The following is a 16145-nucleotide window of genomic DNA, read 5'->3' as shown; positions in this document are numbered from 1 at the left end:
ATAAAACTACTTATAGGGACAGAATATTTAATCATTATTAGTTGAGTAACTATATTATTGTAGCTACTGTTTCACTAGTTTTAAAAACCTTGATCTTAACTATTCATAGGGCTAATAATGTTTAAAGATAAAGATTTTATTTATATAGAATATACAGCAAGAGTAAAAGATACCGGAGAAATAATTGATACAACTAATGTAGAAGAAGCAAAAAAAGCTAACATATATGATGAAAATGAAACATATGGACCAAAACTTGTAATTTTAGGAGAAAATAGAATATTGAGAGGATTAGAGGAGGCGCTGTATAACTTTAATCTTAATGAACAAAAAACTATTGAAATCCCTCCAGAAAAAGCTTATGGTGAGAGAGATAACACTAAAATAAAGACGATATCCCTAGGAGAGTTGAGAAGGCAAGGAATAAGACCAGCACCTAACATGATTGTAAGATTATCAGATGGAAGCTTAGCTACGATAAGGAGTGTCAGTGGAGGGAGAGTTATATTAGATCTTAATCATCCATTAGCTGGAAGATCGTTAGTGTATGATGTTAAGGTTGTGAAAGTACTTGAGACTCCTAAAGATAAGATTATGGCACTGATCGAAAGAAGATTTGGACAAACTAATTTAAAGAACCTTAGTGTTGAAATAAATGACGAAAAGAAGAATGTTATCATCAATTTATCAAAGGATCTTTACTTATTACAAAATCTTCAACTTAATCTCTATTACTTGGCTTACGAGATAATTAATTATGTATCTCAAGACTACACAGTTCAATTTATTCAGCAGTATTCGAAGTCCACATTTTATCCAGAACAAAGCCAAACTAGTCAATAACTCCTGTTATTGTAGCTATTTTCTCAGCTGAATTCCACGTTAAACCTCTATCCCCTAAAATTGTATATCTTTCAGGCCTTATTGTGTGTGCAATAGTTAAGGCCTTTATAACTATCTCATCTGATAATCCTAACTCCTTAGCTTTGACCGGAAATCCTATTTTCTTTAATCTCCTTCGAATTGTTCTCCAATTTATATTGTGCAAATAAGCCATCATAATAGTACCTAATCCTACTAATTCGCCGTGTAATGCTTTCTCAGGCTCTAATATCTCTACTGCATGTGCGAACAAATGCTCTGATCCGCTTGCAGGTCTAGTACTACCAGCCATTCCCATTGCTACACCACTACTGATTAGTGCCTCCATTAGCATTCTTGTACCATATTTTATGTCCTTATTAATTATCCTTGTACATTGAAACGCATGTTTAGCTGACATCAGTGACAACGATGCAGTGTAATCTCCATAATATTCTCCCCTTATTTTTGAAGCTAGCTTCCAATCCCTCACAGATATTATTTTTCCAATAGTATCTCCTATACCAGCGTTGATTAGGCGCCTTGGTGCTGAGCTTAAAATTTCAATATCTGCGATGATAGCTAGAGGTTCCTTAGCCTTCACAGAAACAGCTTTAGATAAACCCTTAATTGAGGCAAAAGGTGACGTAATACCATCATGAGAGGGAGAAGTAGGAATGCTAATGAATTCTAGATTATTCCTGAAAGAAACATACTTGGCAACGTCAATTACCTTTCCTCCACCAATACCCAGCAAAACCTTAGCGTTTATTCTCTTTACTAATTCCTCTACATAATAAACTGAATCTAAACTTGCGTCACGGATAACTACAACCTCATACGAAATATCTTTAGGGAAATTCTCAGCAATCTTCTCAGCAATTTCTTTAGTATATTTCTCACCAGTTACTATAAGATAAGGAGGTTTTAAGTCCAATTGACTAAAATAGATTGGAATATTTTCTATAATATTATTACCAACTAATACTCTCCTAGGTAAACTTATTACATGCTCTTTACTAACCACAGATATTAAAGAGAAGATTTAAATATTAAAAATTAGCATACATAACTCTAGTTAATAGCTTCTTCTAAGCTGGTGAATAGTTTGGTATCAAGCAGAATGAGCATAGTAGCTTCTATATATAATGAGTTAAAAGATCTTGGAATAACTAGAATAGATTATGAAGGACCAGAGATAGCTATTTATGTAAAGAAACCAGCATTAGCTTTAGAAAAAAATGAAACTATAAGGAAGATAGCTAAAGAAATAAAGAAGAGAATAGTAATTAAAGCTGATAGCAGTGTTAGAAAAGACGAAAAAGAAGTTGTAGAGATAATAAAGAATTTAGTTCCTCAAGAAGCTCAAGTTACAGAAATAAAATTTGACGATGAATTAGGAGAGGTATTGATAAAAGCAAAAAAACCAGGGTTAGTAATAGGTAAAGGAGGACTAATTCAACAAAAAATATTTGCAGAAACCTACTGGAGACCAGTGATAGTAAGAGACCCTCCATTAAAATCTAGAACATACGAGAGCATATTAACACATATTTATAACGAGACTGAATACAGAGCTAAGATGCTTAGAACATTTGGTGAAAGAATACATAGAGAACTACTTTTTAGCAACGGCTACGTCAGAATAACGGCTTTAGGAGGTTTTCAGGAAGTAGGAAGATCAGCAGTATTAGTTGAAACCCCAGAGAGTAGAGTATTATTAGATGTAGGATTAAATCCTAGCGTGACACAAGGTGAGAGACTTTACCCAATGTTAGATCAGTTAAAGTTAGAAGAACTTGACGCCGTTGTAGTGACACATGCTCACTTAGATCACTGTGGAATGATACCATTTTTATTTAAATATGGATACGAAGGACCAGTTTATGCAACGCCACCAACTAGGGATATTATGGCATTGATGCAGTTGGATTCCTTAGATATAGCAGAAAGAGAAGGAAGACCTACACCTTATTCAGCTAAAGAAGTGAGAAAAGAGCTATTACACACTATCACTCTCGATTATGAAGAAGTTACAGATATCGCACCAGATATTAGGCTAACGTTCTATAACGCAGGACATATTTTAGGTTCAGCAATAGCGCATTTGCATATTGGTGATGGAAAGCATAATATAGTATATTCTGGAGACTTCAAATACGCCAGAACTAGGTTATTGGATAAAGCAAATGATGAGTTCCCAAGAGTCGATACACTAATAATGGAAACTACATATGGGGCTAAAGAACAAGAGAATAGAGAAGAGTCTGAACTTGAACTTTTGGAAGTGATAAATAAGACCTTAACAAAAGGAGGAAAGGTATTAATACCCGTCCTAGCTGTTGGCAGGGGACAAGAAATAATGCTGGTTATAAACGACATGATGAAGAAGAAACTAATTCCAGAAGTGCCAGTATATGTAACAGGATTAGTTGATGAAGTTACTGCTCTTCACAATGCTTACCCAGAATGGTTAGGAAGGGAGGTAAGAGACTCTATTCTGTATAAAGACGAAAATCCATTTACTTCAGAGTTCTTCAAAAGGATTGAAGGGTTTAAAGAGGACATAGCACAAGGAGAACCCTCGATAATAATAGCCACTTCCGGAATGCTTAATGGGGGACCTGCCTTAGAGTTCTTTAAAGCTCTAGCACCGGATAGTAAAAATTCAATAGTGTTTGTAAGCTATCAAGCTGAGGGAACTTTAGGGAGAAAAGTAAGAGATGGAGCTAAAGAGATTCAAATCATTGATAGAGATGGTAGAGTTGAAAACATAAAAATTGGTATGGAAATAAAAGCTATAGAAGGATTCTCCGGACACTCAGACAGAAGACAGCTGTTAGCGTTCCTAAGGAATATACAGCCTAAACCTAAAAATGTTATATTAAACCATGGAGAAGCTTCATCAATTAGATCTTTTGCAAACTACATTAAAGAAGAGAATAGATTAGGATATAAGCCAAATATCTACACGCCTAACATTCTTGATAGTTTAAGAGTGGCCTAAAGGAAAATTTTTAAAGAGTTAAGATTATAGATTATTCATAAGGGCCCGTCGTCTAGCCTGGTTAGGACGCCGCCCTTACGAGGCGGAGGTCCTGGGTTCAAATCCCAGCGGGCCCATGTGGTTATCTTACTTGCTCCTGCTTCTCGCTTTTTAAATTTATCTAATTTTTGTTAACATCAACTAAAGGGTTAGTTAAACCTCCCTTCTTTTGCGTTTTAGTTCTTGTTCTTTAACGCGTAAACGTAATCCGATCATTACTTAGTCTCTATATGGTTTAATCTGTATGCTTATGATACATACTATCTCCGGCTATGCTTAATTCATTAGACTAAGAGATATTTCAACAAGTATGCTACTTTGCTAGGAATAATTGGATTGAGCTAGATGCAATGCTCTATAGGGAAAAAGATGCGGGGGACGGGATTTGAACCCGTGCAGGCCTTCGCCAGCAGGGCCTAAGCCTGCCCCCTTTGACCTAGCTCGGGCACCCCCGCACACTATAATTTAGAACATATCTATTTAAAAAACTAGTCCTTAACTGTCTCTAAAATTGAAACAACATTCCATATTGATATCCTTGCGTGGGTAGGCATATTAGGATCTTGACTAATATCCTCGAGAATACCGATAGCGTTTGCTGCCCTAACTGCTGGACTCAAAGCTGAATCCTGCAAATTTCGTATTGCATCCGTTGCAGCTCTTCTAATATTTCTTGGCACACTGGTATCATTAACAATTTTTTGTAATAAAATTACTGCTTGTTTTATCTTAGCCTCATTGTCGTAAGGCATCGAAATCTCTTATCACCCCATATTTACTTTTAATAGTAGAGAGTTTAAGATTTATTTATGACAAATCAGACGGAAGAGGGAGTGAAAAGAGCTGCCGATTTATTAAGGCAAGGCGCCACTATGCTAGAAGAAGCTTGTCCATTATGTAAAATGCCGTTGTTTAGATTAAAAAATGGTGATATAGTTTGCCCGACACACGGTAAAGTGTATGTTGTCAAGAACGAAGAAGAAGAGAAGTCAGTAAAAAAGAAACTTGAGTTAGAGGAGATAGAGAGTATACTGATTAGTGGACTATACTCTAATGCGAAGAAAGTTAAAGAAGACCCATCAGATTCTGAAAGCCTTTTGCAGATTATAAGGTATCTAGACGCGTTGGAAAGGTTAAAGAAACTTAGAGCAAATGATTCTCTATAATATGTATTACATCTTGTAGTATTTTTTCTTTCTCTCTAGTTGCATCAATAACATAAAGTCCATATTCTTTTGCTAATTCTAAATACTTTTCTCTGACCTTAGATAAACTAGAGATCTTTTCGTTAAAATTAAATTTGTCGTTTTTAATTATTCTTGATAAAGCTATTTCAACTGGTAAATCTAGAAGTATCCCTATATCTGGTTTAGGAAATTTAGAATTCACCACTTTAATCCAATCTTCATCTCCGCTTAAAGCTCCTTGGTATGCAATGCTTGAAAAATAATATCTATCAAGAATAAACACATCAGCGTCTTGCTTAGATAACCAGTTGATATGGATTGCTCTGTCTGCAGCAAATAATAATGTTAGTGTAATAGGGTCTTTCCAACCTAATTTTTCTATAAGGTTTATTATTTCTTCAGAAAACGGCTCTCTTGTTACTATAACCCTTAAACCCTTTTTAAGTGTAAGATAATCCTTTAGCATATTAGATAACGTAGTCTTTCCAGAGCCGTCTATACCCTCTATCGCAATTATTTTTCGCATTTCCTAAACCTAATTCTTCTTTCTTCAAATTTATGATTTAGGCTTATATACCCTAATATTACCCCGCTAAATTTGTCTGCTTTAGTAAGTAACTTAATATAATTACCACTTATCTCCCTTAGGATAGCAGCTCCTATAACTCTTCCCCTATCTATAATACCTACTAAGGCTCCTTTTAATGTTTCAGAATCTATATAGTATCCTAAACAAGGACTTTCAACTGATAACTGTAAATACTCTCCCCAACTATTGTACAAAATATCTGATAACGATATGCCTATAATATCTTCTGAAGATAATGTAACTAATTTTGCATCGCTTTCAAAATATCTCTTATACTTCAATACTCTACTTATTTTCCTCCTGTTTTTATCTTTATGAAGACCAACCTTATTTAATATTTTTACTCTATTCCTATAATTTAGAGGCAGTATATCTCTAATTCTCGTATCAAATGTTATTATATAATCTGGATCAATTGAATAGATTAATTCAAATTTATGTAGCATTGCTTTTAATCCATGGATCCATCCATCAGTATCTATAACAGTAATCTTCTGGTGCGGTTCTTTTTCATAAATTCTTAAAATCTTGGAAACGTGTAGACGAGGATTAGTAGAAGGAGTTATGTCCCCAAAAAATTCTAAATCATTGTACTTGTAATATTCGATATCAAGAGAAGTCACTGTTGGGGTAGCTGATGATACGAACGTTGGCAAAAATAGTGAAGACTGTCCTACATCGGCATCAATTATTTTGATAAAAGGGACAGATAAATTGGAAATTAGATTAGTAAAATATGTTTTTCCAGAATCTATATCCCCTAAGAGTAGAACTGAACCACCTGTCTGGCTTATTTGTTCTGCTACTTCATCCCAATTGAGAGACAAATCAGTATTTAATACTTTACAGTTCATTTCGAACTTCGTGTTCTCATCAAAAATTAGTGTATATGTCTTAGATTCTGGTATTTTAACTAAATTATTTCTTTCAAATCTTATCCCAACTATTCTGATTTCTCCTTCAGTCACCTTTATATCACAAGGACCTTCAATCAATATTTCCTTTTTCATGATGAAGCCCTTAATGCTATACTATAAGCTGCTCTCAAGTCTCTATCGCTCAGTTGATTAAAATGAGTTTTCAAATTCGTATGTTTCTCATCGACATATTTTACGTTGTCAAAAATTTTGCAAAGTATTTCATAAACATCCCTACCATAACTATTACCCACTCCAACACCAATTATTTTTCTTCTTGCTGGGTAAATTAGTAATACTTCGCTTAATAGTTTGATTAATGAGGAAATATTAGGGGCTTTATGACATTCTATTACTTCTCCATCAAGTATTACAGCTATGCTAAGATAAGAAGAGTTAGTATCTATACCTATAAGTAACTCATTGAACTCCTCTTTTCCCCTTGATAACGCTATAATCTTTCCTAATGCCTTGAGGAAATCTTCCTTTGTTCTAACATTATTTACTGTAATGTTAACCTCTCCTTTCTCGCTAAGCTTCACGTTACGTTTTTTTAACTCGCTTAAGAATTCTCTATATATTTTTGGTGAATCAGTAGTTATTGATACATTTTTTATTTTCACATATAGTTATAGCATTATTAGGAGATTTAAACTTTGGATATCTTATCTTTCATATTTGAAAGGGGCAAGTTGGTTTCGATATATGGGGAGGCTGGTGTTGGGAAGACTGCTTTGGCTTTAGAAGTCGCGTTAAAACTTAGACCTTCAGTGTTTATATCCACTGAGGGAACCAATTATGAGGCAAGACTAGAGAAAATCAGAGTAGGTGAGGGAGTATATTTTGCCTCTGTAAATAACAACTATGAACTACAAAATGCAATACTTAGGGCTATTGAATATAAACCAAGACTGATAATAGTGGATACTATTAATTCTTTATATAGAATTAATCATGATCCTTTAGAATTATTGAGAAATCTTGTAGTGTTAAGATCAATTTCAAAATCTTGTTCCAGAGTTTTGCTTCTCTGGCAGTCTTCTTCTAGCAACAGAGTAGCAGGAGAAAAATTAATGAGAAAATTATCTGATGATGTATTAAGGTTAACTAAACAATATATTATAGGTTATTTAAGGAGATGCAAGTTTAAGATAACCGATAAAGGTGTAGTCGGATGTCTTTAATATTACAATTATTAATAAGCATAATATATTATTTGCCAGCCCTAACTGCAAATGGAAGTGCGCCATTTATTAAGAAAGGAACGCCGGTCGATCTAGGAAAGAGTTTCTTTGATAAGAGAAGAATATTAGGAGATGGGAAAACTTTCGAAGGATTAATTATTGGTTTAACTTTCGGCACTACTACGGGTTTAATTATTTCCAAATTATTGTCATTTGATTGGATTCTTATTTCTTTTGTTGAGTCCTTTTCTGCATTAGTAGGAGATATGTTAGGCGCGTTCATAAAGAGAAGATTAGGAATACCAAGAGGGGGGAAAGCAGTAGGATTAGATCAATTAGATTTTATTTTAACTTCAACACTAACCTTACTGCTATTTCATGTTAATTTATATTGGTATCAATTTGTTTTTATTTGCTTGCTAACCTTTCTATTACACACGAGTACTAACCGAATTGCTTATTTACTAAAAATTAAAAGTGTTCCTTGGTGAGTATTATCTATGCCGAAAAGATCTAGTAAACTTTACAACGAGGTTATAAACAGTTATGTAATCATTATTTTAATTCTCATAATGATAGTAGGAATTTTAGGAGTGATTGCCTTTCCCTATTATATATCCCCATTAAATAATGGGCAAGCTTTAAATACAGCAGGTTATTTAGCCTTAGGAATATTGGTAGTAATTTTTCTTTTACTTGGAATATACTTCATTGATAGAAATGAATATAATTTAGGTGCTATGACTATTCTAATATCCTTAATTATATTAGTCTTAGTTGTATGGAGTATCTACGGTTTCAATACAGTAAAATCTATATTTGGGATTTAGCATTCTAACTCTTATGGAGCCAATAAAAGTAAAATTATCGTCAGGGAGAGAAGTAGAGATCAATGATGATATCGTAGCAATTCTTAATGAATATGTAAGGACGCAAATAACTCTAGAAGAGTTAGCTAAGAGAATAGGACTGTCTGGTTGGGAAGAAGCTTACGAATTGATAAAAACTGTGCCAGCGTGGATTATGTGGACACCTCTTCCAGTATATAAGAAATTGGTCTAAACTTTTTTATAACACTCGGGCTTTGATTCATATATTATACCACTTTTTCTCATATCTATAATCAATTTTTCTACTGTAGATTTATCTATACCAATTTGCTGTGCCTCCTTCTCTACGTCTTTGACTTTAGCACAATCATTACTACCAGCTAAAGAATCTATTATCTCCAGAATCTTCATCATCTTTTCTCTGGCACTCTTAGGTTTCCCAGTCATAATAGTATCTATATCAATTTTACCGCTCTCGATATCAACTCCCACACTCTCTAGGAATAACCTCATAATGTTTATAGCCCTTTCGGCGTCTTCTTTAGTAACAATAGGCTTAAGTGCCATTTTAGCATAAGCCTCACTGAGCCTTATTAAGGATTCTAACTGTCTAGGAGTAATTAATATTGGACTATCCGGGCTATCCATACTTTTTTTCCTCATCTCCACGAAAAAGTCAACAATCAATTTTTTAGCTTCCTCAGTAATCTTTGGACTAACATATTTTCTAGCGTATGCAATATATTTCTTTAATAAGTCCATTTCTATAATATTTCTAGAAACTTTGCCTGAATGAACATCCACTATGTAATTTGCTAATTCCTTATCTTGTTCACTGGGCTGATCTTTTAATATAAATATTAGATCAAATCTGGATAAGATCGTCGGGGGGAGATTAATATTATCTGATACTGGTCTTCCAGAAATATATCTACCTAACTTAGGATTTCCAGCCGCTATCACAGAAGCTCTCGCGTTTAACTTAGCAATTATTCCAGCTTTAGCTATAGAGACCGTTTGTTGTTCCATCGCTTCATGAATTGCAACTCTATCTTCCTCCCTCATTTTGTCTATCTCGTCTATTACCGCAACTCCGCCATCTGCTAGCACTAGAGCTCCAGCCTCAAGATAATACTCTCCAGTACCTTTCTCTCTTACTACTGCTGCAGTTAAACCAGCTGCGGTAGATCCTTTACCCGTTGTATAGACCGCTCTAGGGGCTACTTTAGCAACAAATTGTAGCATTTGTGACTTAGCAGTACCGGGGTCTCCTATCACTAAAACATGTATATCTCCTCTGATACGAGTATCGGGATTATTCTTAGGAACTCCACCAAATAACGCTAAAGCTAAAGCTTCCTTTATCTCCCAGTGTCCATAAATTGATGGTGCAATTGACGCAATTATCCTATCCCTTATCCACGGATCTTTTGACAATTCTTTTATTTTTTCTTCATCTTCCTCAGATATGATTACTTCATCAAGAACTTTTTGAGAAACTTCTATACTGTTTACCTTCATAAATACATCAAATATTGACTTACTACCTCTTTTAACTAACGAATCTTGCTTTATCTCCAGTATTCCACTAACCTTAACCCTATCACCGGGTCTAGCTGAGTCGACTAAATCATCTTCTAAAATAATTTCTAATTGCCTTGGTAACTGACCAGAGGGTAAATCCTCAGGTCTTTCTTGTAAAACAGCCTTTTGCCAATCTACAAACCTAGTTTTGTCCGGGACTAATCTGAATTGACCCAACTTACCGCATCTAGGACATATACTTGGCATTTCAACGATCTCTGGCATTTCTCCCTCTTCTGGCCACTCAAACTCTGCCATACAGTCAGGGTGAATATGCTTAAAAATTGCCTTATATACTCTCTCCTTTACCGGTGTTACCTTTACTAAAATTCCTTCTACACTAATTAACTTATTTATCTCCGAGCTTCTTATTTTTCTAAGCTCAAAAACCCTAGGAATATTAATTATCCTTACGTGAACTTTATCAATATCTCTCTGATAGGTAGGATCTAATTGAGAAATATAGTCATACAGGGCGTTTTCAAGAATAGGAATTACGGTTTTAGTATTATTTATAATTTCTTCAGCTATTTTCTCATTAAACGACAGTATGTCAGAGAAATTTATTACTATACTTTTCCTTCTATATGCTATCATTTCATTTATTTTATCTTTATATTTTATTTTTCCCTTCTCATCCTTATACGTTGTCAGAAATTCAATAAAAAGGTCTCTATAGTCAGCTTCTTGCCTAGGTATTTCCAATTATATCACCATACAGTTCCTTGATAAGTTGTCTTATCGTATTATAGATTAAAAGCTCTTCTTCTGTCATATTATTGATCAAATTTTGATCTTCTATCTCAAGAAAAGCTAATTGCATCACCTTCCTAGACCGTATCTTATATATTTCATTAAGTATATTTTTAGCTTTTCTAATTTTATCAACATTATCAATACTACTCTCTTTATTAAGAATATCAATATACGATTTTACTTTAAAGAAGAAATCTCTACTAAGTGGTACTAGGGAAGCTGACGTATTCGCACTCTGTTTTTCTTGAAATAATATTCTGCCTAGGTCTTCTACAGATACCTCATCCTCAATTTTCACTATATTTTTTCTCTCAAGCACAGATGCTAGCCAATAAGGTAATTCATCTTGACTACCTTTAATTAGTTGCAAACCGCTTAAGGTAATTGAGCTACCGTTCCAGTCTTCAAGGACCATGACTTTATGTTTATATACCCTAGTTAATCTTCTAATTGCTTTGAGCCTAACTCCGATCACATTTTATTATCTTTAGCTTTTTACTTTAAATAGATGGAGGAGATAAAATGCTTAATAACTACAAAGACTGGAAAAGCTATTAAGTGTATACCAGAGATTTTAAATAGGTTACTAATTAAAGACCCTAACGCTAAAGTTATAGAATATACTAAAAACGTTTTACTGATTAGTTCACTATTAGACCCATTAACTATTTATGGGCTGTTAATTTCTCATCCACCCTCATGTGCAGAAAAAATCTTCCCTTTTCAATTAATTACAAAACCATTGGAGAAAGATTTAGTAGAAAAAACTATAAATTATATAAGACAGAACTTTAATGATTTAAAGAAGTTTTATGTTAGATGTATTAACAGAAACTCTAATATAAACTGTAAAACAATAGAAATTGCAATTGGCATTGGACTAAAGAATTTTTGGCAAGTAGATTTTAAAAATCCTGAAATAATAATTTATGTTAATGCGTTAAAAGATTTTTGTGGAATATCCTTTTTGAGGAAGGGGCAAGAAAAGTTTCGGCTAACTCTCTCAAACAAAATATAAGGTAATACCACATATTTTAGATTAGGGTGAAAGTATTGGTATCAACTAAAGACATCTTATCCGATACATTGCGTACGCCAACAGTCATAATAAAACATAAAGATAAACTATCACCAGATTACGTTCCTAATAGCCTACCTCATAGAGAAGATAAGATAAGAGAATTAGGATTCATATTCAAAAACTTACTGATAGAGGACATTAAAGATTCAGAAAGAGTTGTAATAGTAGGCAGAACTGGAACTGGAAAGACTGCCACAGTTAAATCATTTGGAAAGAATTTTGAAGAAATAGCTGAGAAAGAGTTTGGAGTAAGAGTAAAGTACGTTCACATAAACTGCTATAGGCATAGAACATTGTATCTGATAAGCCAAGAAATAGCAAATGCACTAAAACTTCCTATACCATTAAGGGGACTTTCCTCTCAAGAAGTATTTAAGGTAATTCATGAATACTTAGATAAAAGAAATATTCACGTGATTGTGACGTTAGATGAGTTTAGCTATTTCTTAAACACTGTATCAAACGATGAGATATATTTCTTAGTCAGACTATATGATGAGATCTCTGCTATAGTAAAGAGAATAAGTTATGTATTCATCGTTAATGATACACATACACTCTCTAGCTTAGATAAAAGTATAAGAGACCATATACTTAGAAGAGTAATTGAATTTCCACCTTATAAAGCATCTGAACTATACGATATTTTAAAGGCAAGAATAGAAGAAGCATTTAATGAAAATACAGTTGACGAGGAAGCCTTACAATACATATCAAACACTTATGGATTTGATAAAGGTGGAAATGGAAATGCTAGAATAGCGATAGAGACTTTAGGGCTAGCGGCAGAAATAGCTGAGAAGGAAGGATCTCCAATTGTCCTTCTTGATCACGCAAAGAAGGCAAATTCAACAATAAACCCCGAGGTACAGCAAATTTTAGATAGTTTAAGTTATCTGGAACTTCACCAGCTAATACTTCTGAAAGCACTAATTAGAATATTAAATAAAAATAGGGTTGATGAAATAAATATAGGTAATCTTGAAAATGAATACATAGAGTTATGTAAAGAACTAAGTGAGGAGCCTAGAAAACATACCCAAGTTTATGAGTATTTAAGAAAGCTAAAAGTGATAGGAATAATAAATACTAGACAGAGTGGAAAGGGAATGAGAGGACGAACTACGCTAGTCTCGTTATCATTACCTTTAGATAAAAGGTTAGATGATTTCATAACACAACAAATAATGGTGAAATTACAATCGAAAATTTAATTTTTGATAAACATAAATTAAAAATAATATATCTATTAGTAAAATATGGTGACATGAACATAACTAAACTGTATAGACTCAGTGGATTACATTATAATAAGCTAAAAAAAGAACTAGAAGATTTAGAAAAAATAGAGGTGATTGAAATTATAGGAAGCGATCAAAGAGCTAAGATTATAAAAATCAATTATTCTAACCCTAAAATATTAGTTTTAATAAACTTGCTCGAAGAATTGTATAAAGATGAGTGAACAAAAAGTTAGTATGATAGATATTTCAAGCAAAGAAGTAGTATTAAGGGAAGCTGAAGCTGAAGGATTTATAAAGCTAAGACATGAGACAATAGAAAAAATAAGGAAAAATCAAATAGAGAAAGGCGATGTAATTACAGTATCAAAAACCGCTGGGATATTAGCTGCAAAAAGAACCCATGAGTTAATACCACTATGTCACCCTATACCACTAGAGAAAATAGATGTTGAAATCGATATAGAGAATGAGGGGGTAAGAGTTAAATCAAAAGTTTTAGCACATTACAAGACTGGCGTAGAAATGGAGGCATTAGTAGCAACCTCAGTAGCCCTACTTACTATATGGGATATGGTAAAGAAATATGAAAAAGACGATATAGGAAAATATCCATTTACTGAAATAAAGGAAATTAAAGTAACAAATAAGGAAAAGAAACCATATTAAGATTTATTTAAAGACTCTATGTACTCCTTCTCTTTTGGACTAAATTTAAGTTGTTTTTCATACTTTTTGTAAAATAAAAGGAAATATGGAAATGTATCGTTTATCGTTTTATCATAAGAAGAATGTACGCTAATCTTTTTTATGATCTCATCTCTTAAATCTCTAATTTCTTTACTCTTAAACAGTTGTTGTATATAAGAGGGGAACTGATATTTTTTCCATTTAGGCTTCCAATTTGGTTTCTTTTTTTCGATCTCGGCTAATGCAACTCCAGAACTCATCATATCATATGCATAAGATAACAAATCCCAATCTCCAGCCTTAGCTCTCTTTAAGAAAATCGAAGCTTTAGATAAGGAATCATAAGCCCTCCATATATCCTCAATATTTTCGTATTGTATCGGAATATTTTCAGATACCCATCTTAACAACATATCGTAATCCACTTGAGAACTAGTAGCAGCACTCTTAGCTTGCCAAGCATAGCGTGCCCAAAATATATCCCTTAACGTCTCAAACGGGTCAAGTTCTCTCTCTTTCCTTCTCGCTAAAGATTTAACTAAATCTAACGTTATCTTCCCATATCCTTCTGCTATACCTTGTAGCATGTTAATCGCATATCTTGCATCACCCTCGCTAGTATCAATAATGTAGTCTAAAGCTTCATCATCACAATTAATCTTCTCTGATTGACATATCTTCTTAAGTATTCTTCTCAATGGATATTTCCCTAGCTTATTTAAGCTAATCATCTTTACTTTATTTCTAAGCTCTCTAAGCGATTGATTCCAAGGATCGTTGGCAGTCATTACTATTGGATATTTAGTGTTCTCAATTAATTCTAAAATACCTTGAATGGCCCCCATATCCTCTCTTAAATTTATACCATCTATCTCGTCCAATAGAATTAATTTTCCTTTAGTCCCAAAAATACTTCCGTAGATAGCAGCTTTTTCTGCTATATTTTTTATATCCTGTAGTCTTCTGGAGTCACTAGCGTTCATCTCTAACATTTCTAGCTTATAATCATGTGCTAGAGCTTCAGCAATAGTCGTTTTACCTACTCCAGGTGGCCCGTAAAGCAACACAGCTTTGGCATCTGGTTTGCCCTTCAACCATGAATCTATCCATGACTTTAACTCCTTTTTAGCTTCGTCTTGATTTTCCACCTCATCTAAAGATTTTGGCCTATATTTCAGAAACCACTGAATCATTTATTATCTCCCAAATATTTATTACCATATATTGCTATTTTAGCCAAGGTGGCTGATAATTGAATTTCATCATCAGCTCCTTCAATTATCCTAAATTCAGCCTCACCTATATAATCTAATAAAAGTACTCTCAGCTCATCAGATATTTGAAGATCTGACGAAGTTAGCTCTCTATGGATTTGCTTTATTATATCCTCTCCCGAAAGCCCATGAACCACTAGCAAAGTTTTTAACTTTTCTCTAGCTTGCATAAACTTTCCTTGAAGTGCTAAATTCAGCATCTCTCTTATTTCTTTAGGCTGAGCTAGTCCTAAAACTTTGTACACTGAGTCTACAGTTACCTTACCATAAGCTGAAGCAGCTTGTAATATGTTTATACTCTTCCTCATATCGCCCATAGTTATATCATATATTGTGTCTAAAGCCTTCTGATCATATTCTACTTTCTCGTTCTTTAAAATATACGCTAATCTGCTTACTATGTCTTCTCTCTTTAACGGATAAAATCTAAATAACGCTGTTCTCGATTGGATAGGTTCTATTATTTTACTAAGATAATTACAAGCTAGAATGAACCTAGTACTTTCAGTGTATAATTCCATAGTTCTCCTCAGCGCTTGTTGTGCGTCAGCGGTCATATTGTCCGCTTCGTCTAGCAAAACAACTTTAAAAGGCACATTAGTTGGAGCAACAGTTCTAGCGAACTCCTTAACTTTATTCCTTATTACATCAATACCTCTTTCATCGCTTGCGTTAAGCTCTAAAAAGTACTCAACATAACTTTCGCCATATAGATCATGAACCAGAGCTAAAGCTGCAGTAGTCTTTCCAGTACCGGGAGGTCCGGCGAACAGCAAATGAGGCATGTTTTTTTCTTTCACGAATTTTTTTAACCTTTCTACAATTTCCTTCTGATTTACAATATCATCCAAACTTCTTGGTCTGTACTTTTCAGCCCATAAGACTTCTTCTACTTTCCCAGACAT

At 33.8% G+C, this 16145-nt stretch carries 20 protein-coding genes and 2 tRNA genes; 12 read left to right on the top strand and 10 right to left on the bottom strand.

The window, feature by feature from the left end; genetic code table 11:
- Positions 1-117: 117 nt before the first annotated feature.
- The gene (locus BFU36_RS02280; RefSeq protein WP_069281928.1) at positions 118-843 is read left to right on the top strand and encodes a peptidylprolyl isomerase; all 726 of its coding nucleotides are present in this window, start codon (positions 118-120) and stop codon (positions 841-843) included.
- On the opposite strand, the gene BFU36_RS02275 is transcribed toward BFU36_RS02280, so the two are convergent.
- Positions 833-1888, bottom strand: coding sequence for an NAD(P)-dependent glycerol-1-phosphate dehydrogenase (locus tag BFU36_RS02275; RefSeq protein WP_069281926.1), 1056 nt, complete (start codon positions 1886-1888; stop codon positions 833-835). The two genes, BFU36_RS02280 and BFU36_RS02275, sit on opposite strands and share 11 nt — an antisense overlap.
- 72 nt (positions 1889-1960) lie before the next feature.
- Here BFU36_RS02275 and BFU36_RS02270 point away from each other — a divergent pair, with 72 nt between their 5' ends.
- Complete coding sequence (locus BFU36_RS02270) at positions 1961-3868, top strand: beta-CASP ribonuclease aCPSF1 (RefSeq protein WP_069281924.1); 1908 nt, start codon at positions 1961-1963, stop codon at positions 3866-3868.
- Positions 3869-3909: 41 nt separating this feature from the next.
- Positions 3910-3984 (top strand) — tRNA-Val (locus tag BFU36_RS02265).
- A 293-nt stretch (positions 3985-4277) separates the two neighbouring features.
- On the opposite strand, the gene BFU36_RS02260 is transcribed toward BFU36_RS02265, so the two are convergent.
- Together BFU36_RS02260 and BFU36_RS02255 are read right to left on the bottom strand one after the other, a co-directional pair.
- Positions 4278-4362, bottom strand: a tRNA-Leu gene (locus BFU36_RS02260).
- Between the two features lie 33 nt (positions 4363-4395).
- Complete coding sequence (locus BFU36_RS02255) at positions 4396-4665, bottom strand: UPF0147 family protein (RefSeq protein WP_069281922.1); 270 nt, start codon at positions 4663-4665, stop codon at positions 4396-4398.
- Positions 4666-4716: 51 nt separating this feature from the next.
- On the opposite strand from BFU36_RS02255, the gene BFU36_RS02250 reads away from it, so the two are divergent.
- The gene (locus BFU36_RS02250; protein WP_069281920.1) at positions 4717-5073 is read left to right on the top strand and encodes an Sjogren's syndrome/scleroderma autoantigen 1 family protein; all 357 of its coding nucleotides are present in this window, start codon (positions 4717-4719) and stop codon (positions 5071-5073) included.
- On the opposite strand, the gene tmk is transcribed toward BFU36_RS02250, so the two are convergent.
- The 3 genes from tmk to BFU36_RS02235 are packed head-to-tail and all read right to left on the bottom strand — an operon-like array spanning position 5051 to position 7223.
- Positions 5051-5620, bottom strand: coding sequence for a dTMP kinase (gene tmk / locus BFU36_RS02245; RefSeq protein ID WP_069281918.1), 570 nt, complete (start codon positions 5618-5620; stop codon positions 5051-5053). The two genes, BFU36_RS02250 and tmk, sit on opposite strands and share 23 nt — an antisense overlap.
- Complete coding sequence (locus BFU36_RS02240) at positions 5608-6693, bottom strand: Clp1/GlmU family protein (RefSeq protein ID WP_069281916.1); 1086 nt, start codon at positions 6691-6693, stop codon at positions 5608-5610. Before BFU36_RS02240 ends, tmk begins: the two co-directional genes overlap by 13 nt.
- On the bottom strand, positions 6690-7223 hold the full coding sequence (locus tag BFU36_RS02235) for a hypothetical protein (protein WP_069281914.1): 534 nt from the start codon (positions 7221-7223) through the stop codon (positions 6690-6692). The genes BFU36_RS02240 and BFU36_RS02235 overlap by 4 nt, the downstream gene beginning before the upstream one ends.
- Positions 7224-7256: 33 nt before the next feature.
- On the opposite strand from BFU36_RS02235, the gene BFU36_RS02230 reads away from it, so the two are divergent.
- Genes BFU36_RS02230 through BFU36_RS02215 form a run of 4 tightly spaced genes read left to right on the top strand, consistent with a single transcriptional unit; the run spans position 7257 to position 8846 of the window.
- Entirely contained in the window at positions 7257-7784 is a 528-nt protein-coding gene (locus BFU36_RS02230; RefSeq protein WP_069281912.1) for an AAA family ATPase, read from the top strand.
- A complete protein-coding gene (locus BFU36_RS02225; RefSeq protein ID WP_069281910.1) occupies positions 7775-8275 on the top strand; it encodes a CDP-2,3-bis-(O-geranylgeranyl)-sn-glycerol synthase in 501 nt (166 codons plus the stop codon). Before BFU36_RS02230 ends, BFU36_RS02225 begins: the two co-directional genes overlap by 10 nt.
- Before the next feature lie 9 nt (positions 8276-8284).
- Positions 8285-8614: a hypothetical protein gene (locus BFU36_RS02220; RefSeq protein ID WP_069281909.1), complete on the top strand. Its 330-nt coding sequence runs from the start codon at positions 8285-8287 to the stop codon at positions 8612-8614.
- Positions 8615-8627: 13 nt separating this feature from the next.
- On the top strand, positions 8628-8846 hold the full coding sequence (locus BFU36_RS02215) for a hypothetical protein (RefSeq protein WP_069281908.1): 219 nt from the start codon (positions 8628-8630) through the stop codon (positions 8844-8846).
- On the opposite strand, the gene mcm is transcribed toward BFU36_RS02215, so the two are convergent.
- Both mcm and BFU36_RS02205 read right to left on the bottom strand, forming a co-directional pair.
- Complete coding sequence (gene mcm / locus BFU36_RS02210) at positions 8843-10903, bottom strand: minichromosome maintenance protein MCM (RefSeq protein WP_069281907.1); 2061 nt, start codon at positions 10901-10903, stop codon at positions 8843-8845. The two genes, BFU36_RS02215 and mcm, sit on opposite strands and share 4 nt — an antisense overlap.
- On the bottom strand, positions 10890-11429 hold the full coding sequence (locus BFU36_RS02205) for a hypothetical protein (RefSeq protein WP_069281906.1): 540 nt from the start codon (positions 11427-11429) through the stop codon (positions 10890-10892). The genes mcm and BFU36_RS02205 overlap by 14 nt, the downstream gene beginning before the upstream one ends.
- Positions 11430-11462: 33 nt before the next feature.
- On the opposite strand from BFU36_RS02205, the gene BFU36_RS02200 reads away from it, so the two are divergent.
- From BFU36_RS02200 to moaC, 4 genes are read left to right on the top strand one after another with little or no spacing between them, the layout of a single operon-like run.
- On the top strand, positions 11463-11972 hold the full coding sequence (locus tag BFU36_RS02200; RefSeq protein WP_069281904.1) for a THUMP domain-containing protein: 510 nt from the start codon (positions 11463-11465) through the stop codon (positions 11970-11972).
- Between the two features lie 35 nt (positions 11973-12007).
- Positions 12008-13249 (top strand): ORC1-type DNA replication protein, encoded by a 1242-nt coding sequence (locus BFU36_RS02195; RefSeq protein ID WP_069284546.1) that lies wholly within the window; start codon positions 12008-12010, stop codon positions 13247-13249.
- A 53-nt stretch (positions 13250-13302) separates the two neighbouring features.
- Positions 13303-13500 (top strand): hypothetical protein, encoded by a 198-nt coding sequence (locus tag BFU36_RS02190; protein WP_069281902.1) that lies wholly within the window; start codon positions 13303-13305, stop codon positions 13498-13500.
- Positions 13493-13945 (top strand): cyclic pyranopterin monophosphate synthase MoaC, encoded by a 453-nt coding sequence (gene moaC, locus BFU36_RS02185; RefSeq protein ID WP_069281900.1) that lies wholly within the window; start codon positions 13493-13495, stop codon positions 13943-13945. Before BFU36_RS02190 ends, moaC begins: the two co-directional genes overlap by 8 nt.
- On the opposite strand, the gene BFU36_RS02180 is transcribed toward moaC, so the two are convergent.
- Complete coding sequence (locus BFU36_RS02180) at positions 13942-15159, bottom strand: replication factor C large subunit (RefSeq protein ID WP_069281898.1); 1218 nt, start codon at positions 15157-15159, stop codon at positions 13942-13944. The genes moaC and BFU36_RS02180 overlap by 4 nt on opposite strands.
- Entirely contained in the window at positions 15156-16145 is a 990-nt protein-coding gene (locus BFU36_RS02175) for a replication factor C small subunit (RefSeq protein ID WP_069281896.1), read from the bottom strand. The genes BFU36_RS02180 and BFU36_RS02175 overlap by 4 nt, the downstream gene beginning before the upstream one ends.

It is taken from the genome of Sulfolobus sp. A20 (assembly GCF_001719125.1).
Classification (GTDB): Archaea; Thermoproteota; Thermoprotei_A; order Sulfolobales; family Sulfolobaceae; genus Saccharolobus.
Note: the sequence above shows the minus strand (reverse complement) of the source record. Positions and strands in the feature narration are given on the sequence as shown.

Bases quoted from the DNA above. Each gene is read 5' to 3' on its own strand.
- BFU36_RS02280 (WP_069281928.1), top strand. From the start codon at position 118: ATGTTTAAAGATAAAGATTTTATTTATATAGAATATACAGCAAGAGTA.
- BFU36_RS02250 (WP_069281920.1), top strand. From the start codon at position 4,717: ATGACAAATCAGACGGAAGAGGGAGTGAAAAGAGCTGCCGATTTATTA.
- tmk (WP_069281918.1), bottom strand. From the start codon at position 5,620: ATGCGAAAAATAATTGCGATAGAGGGTATAGACGGCTCTGGAAAGACT.
- BFU36_RS02240 (WP_069281916.1), bottom strand. From the start codon at position 6,693: ATGAAAAAGGAAATATTGATTGAAGGTCCTTGTGATATAAAGGTGACT.
- BFU36_RS02225 (WP_069281910.1), top strand. From the start codon at position 7,775: ATGTCTTTAATATTACAATTATTAATAAGCATAATATATTATTTGCCA.
- BFU36_RS02220 (WP_069281909.1), top strand. From the start codon at position 8,285: ATGCCGAAAAGATCTAGTAAACTTTACAACGAGGTTATAAACAGTTAT.
- BFU36_RS02215 (WP_069281908.1), top strand. From the start codon at position 8,628: ATGGAGCCAATAAAAGTAAAATTATCGTCAGGGAGAGAAGTAGAGATC.
- BFU36_RS02200 (WP_069281904.1), top strand. From the start codon at position 11,463: ATGGAGGAGATAAAATGCTTAATAACTACAAAGACTGGAAAAGCTATT.
- BFU36_RS02190 (WP_069281902.1), top strand. From the start codon at position 13,303: ATGAACATAACTAAACTGTATAGACTCAGTGGATTACATTATAATAAG.
- moaC (WP_069281900.1), top strand. From the start codon at position 13,493: ATGAGTGAACAAAAAGTTAGTATGATAGATATTTCAAGCAAAGAAGTA.
- BFU36_RS02180 (WP_069281898.1), bottom strand. From the start codon at position 15,159: ATGATTCAGTGGTTTCTGAAATATAGGCCAAAATCTTTAGATGAGGTG.
- BFU36_RS02175 (WP_069281896.1), bottom strand. From the start codon at position 16,145: ATGTCTGGGAAAGTAGAAGAAGTCTTATGGGCTGAAAAGTACAGACCA.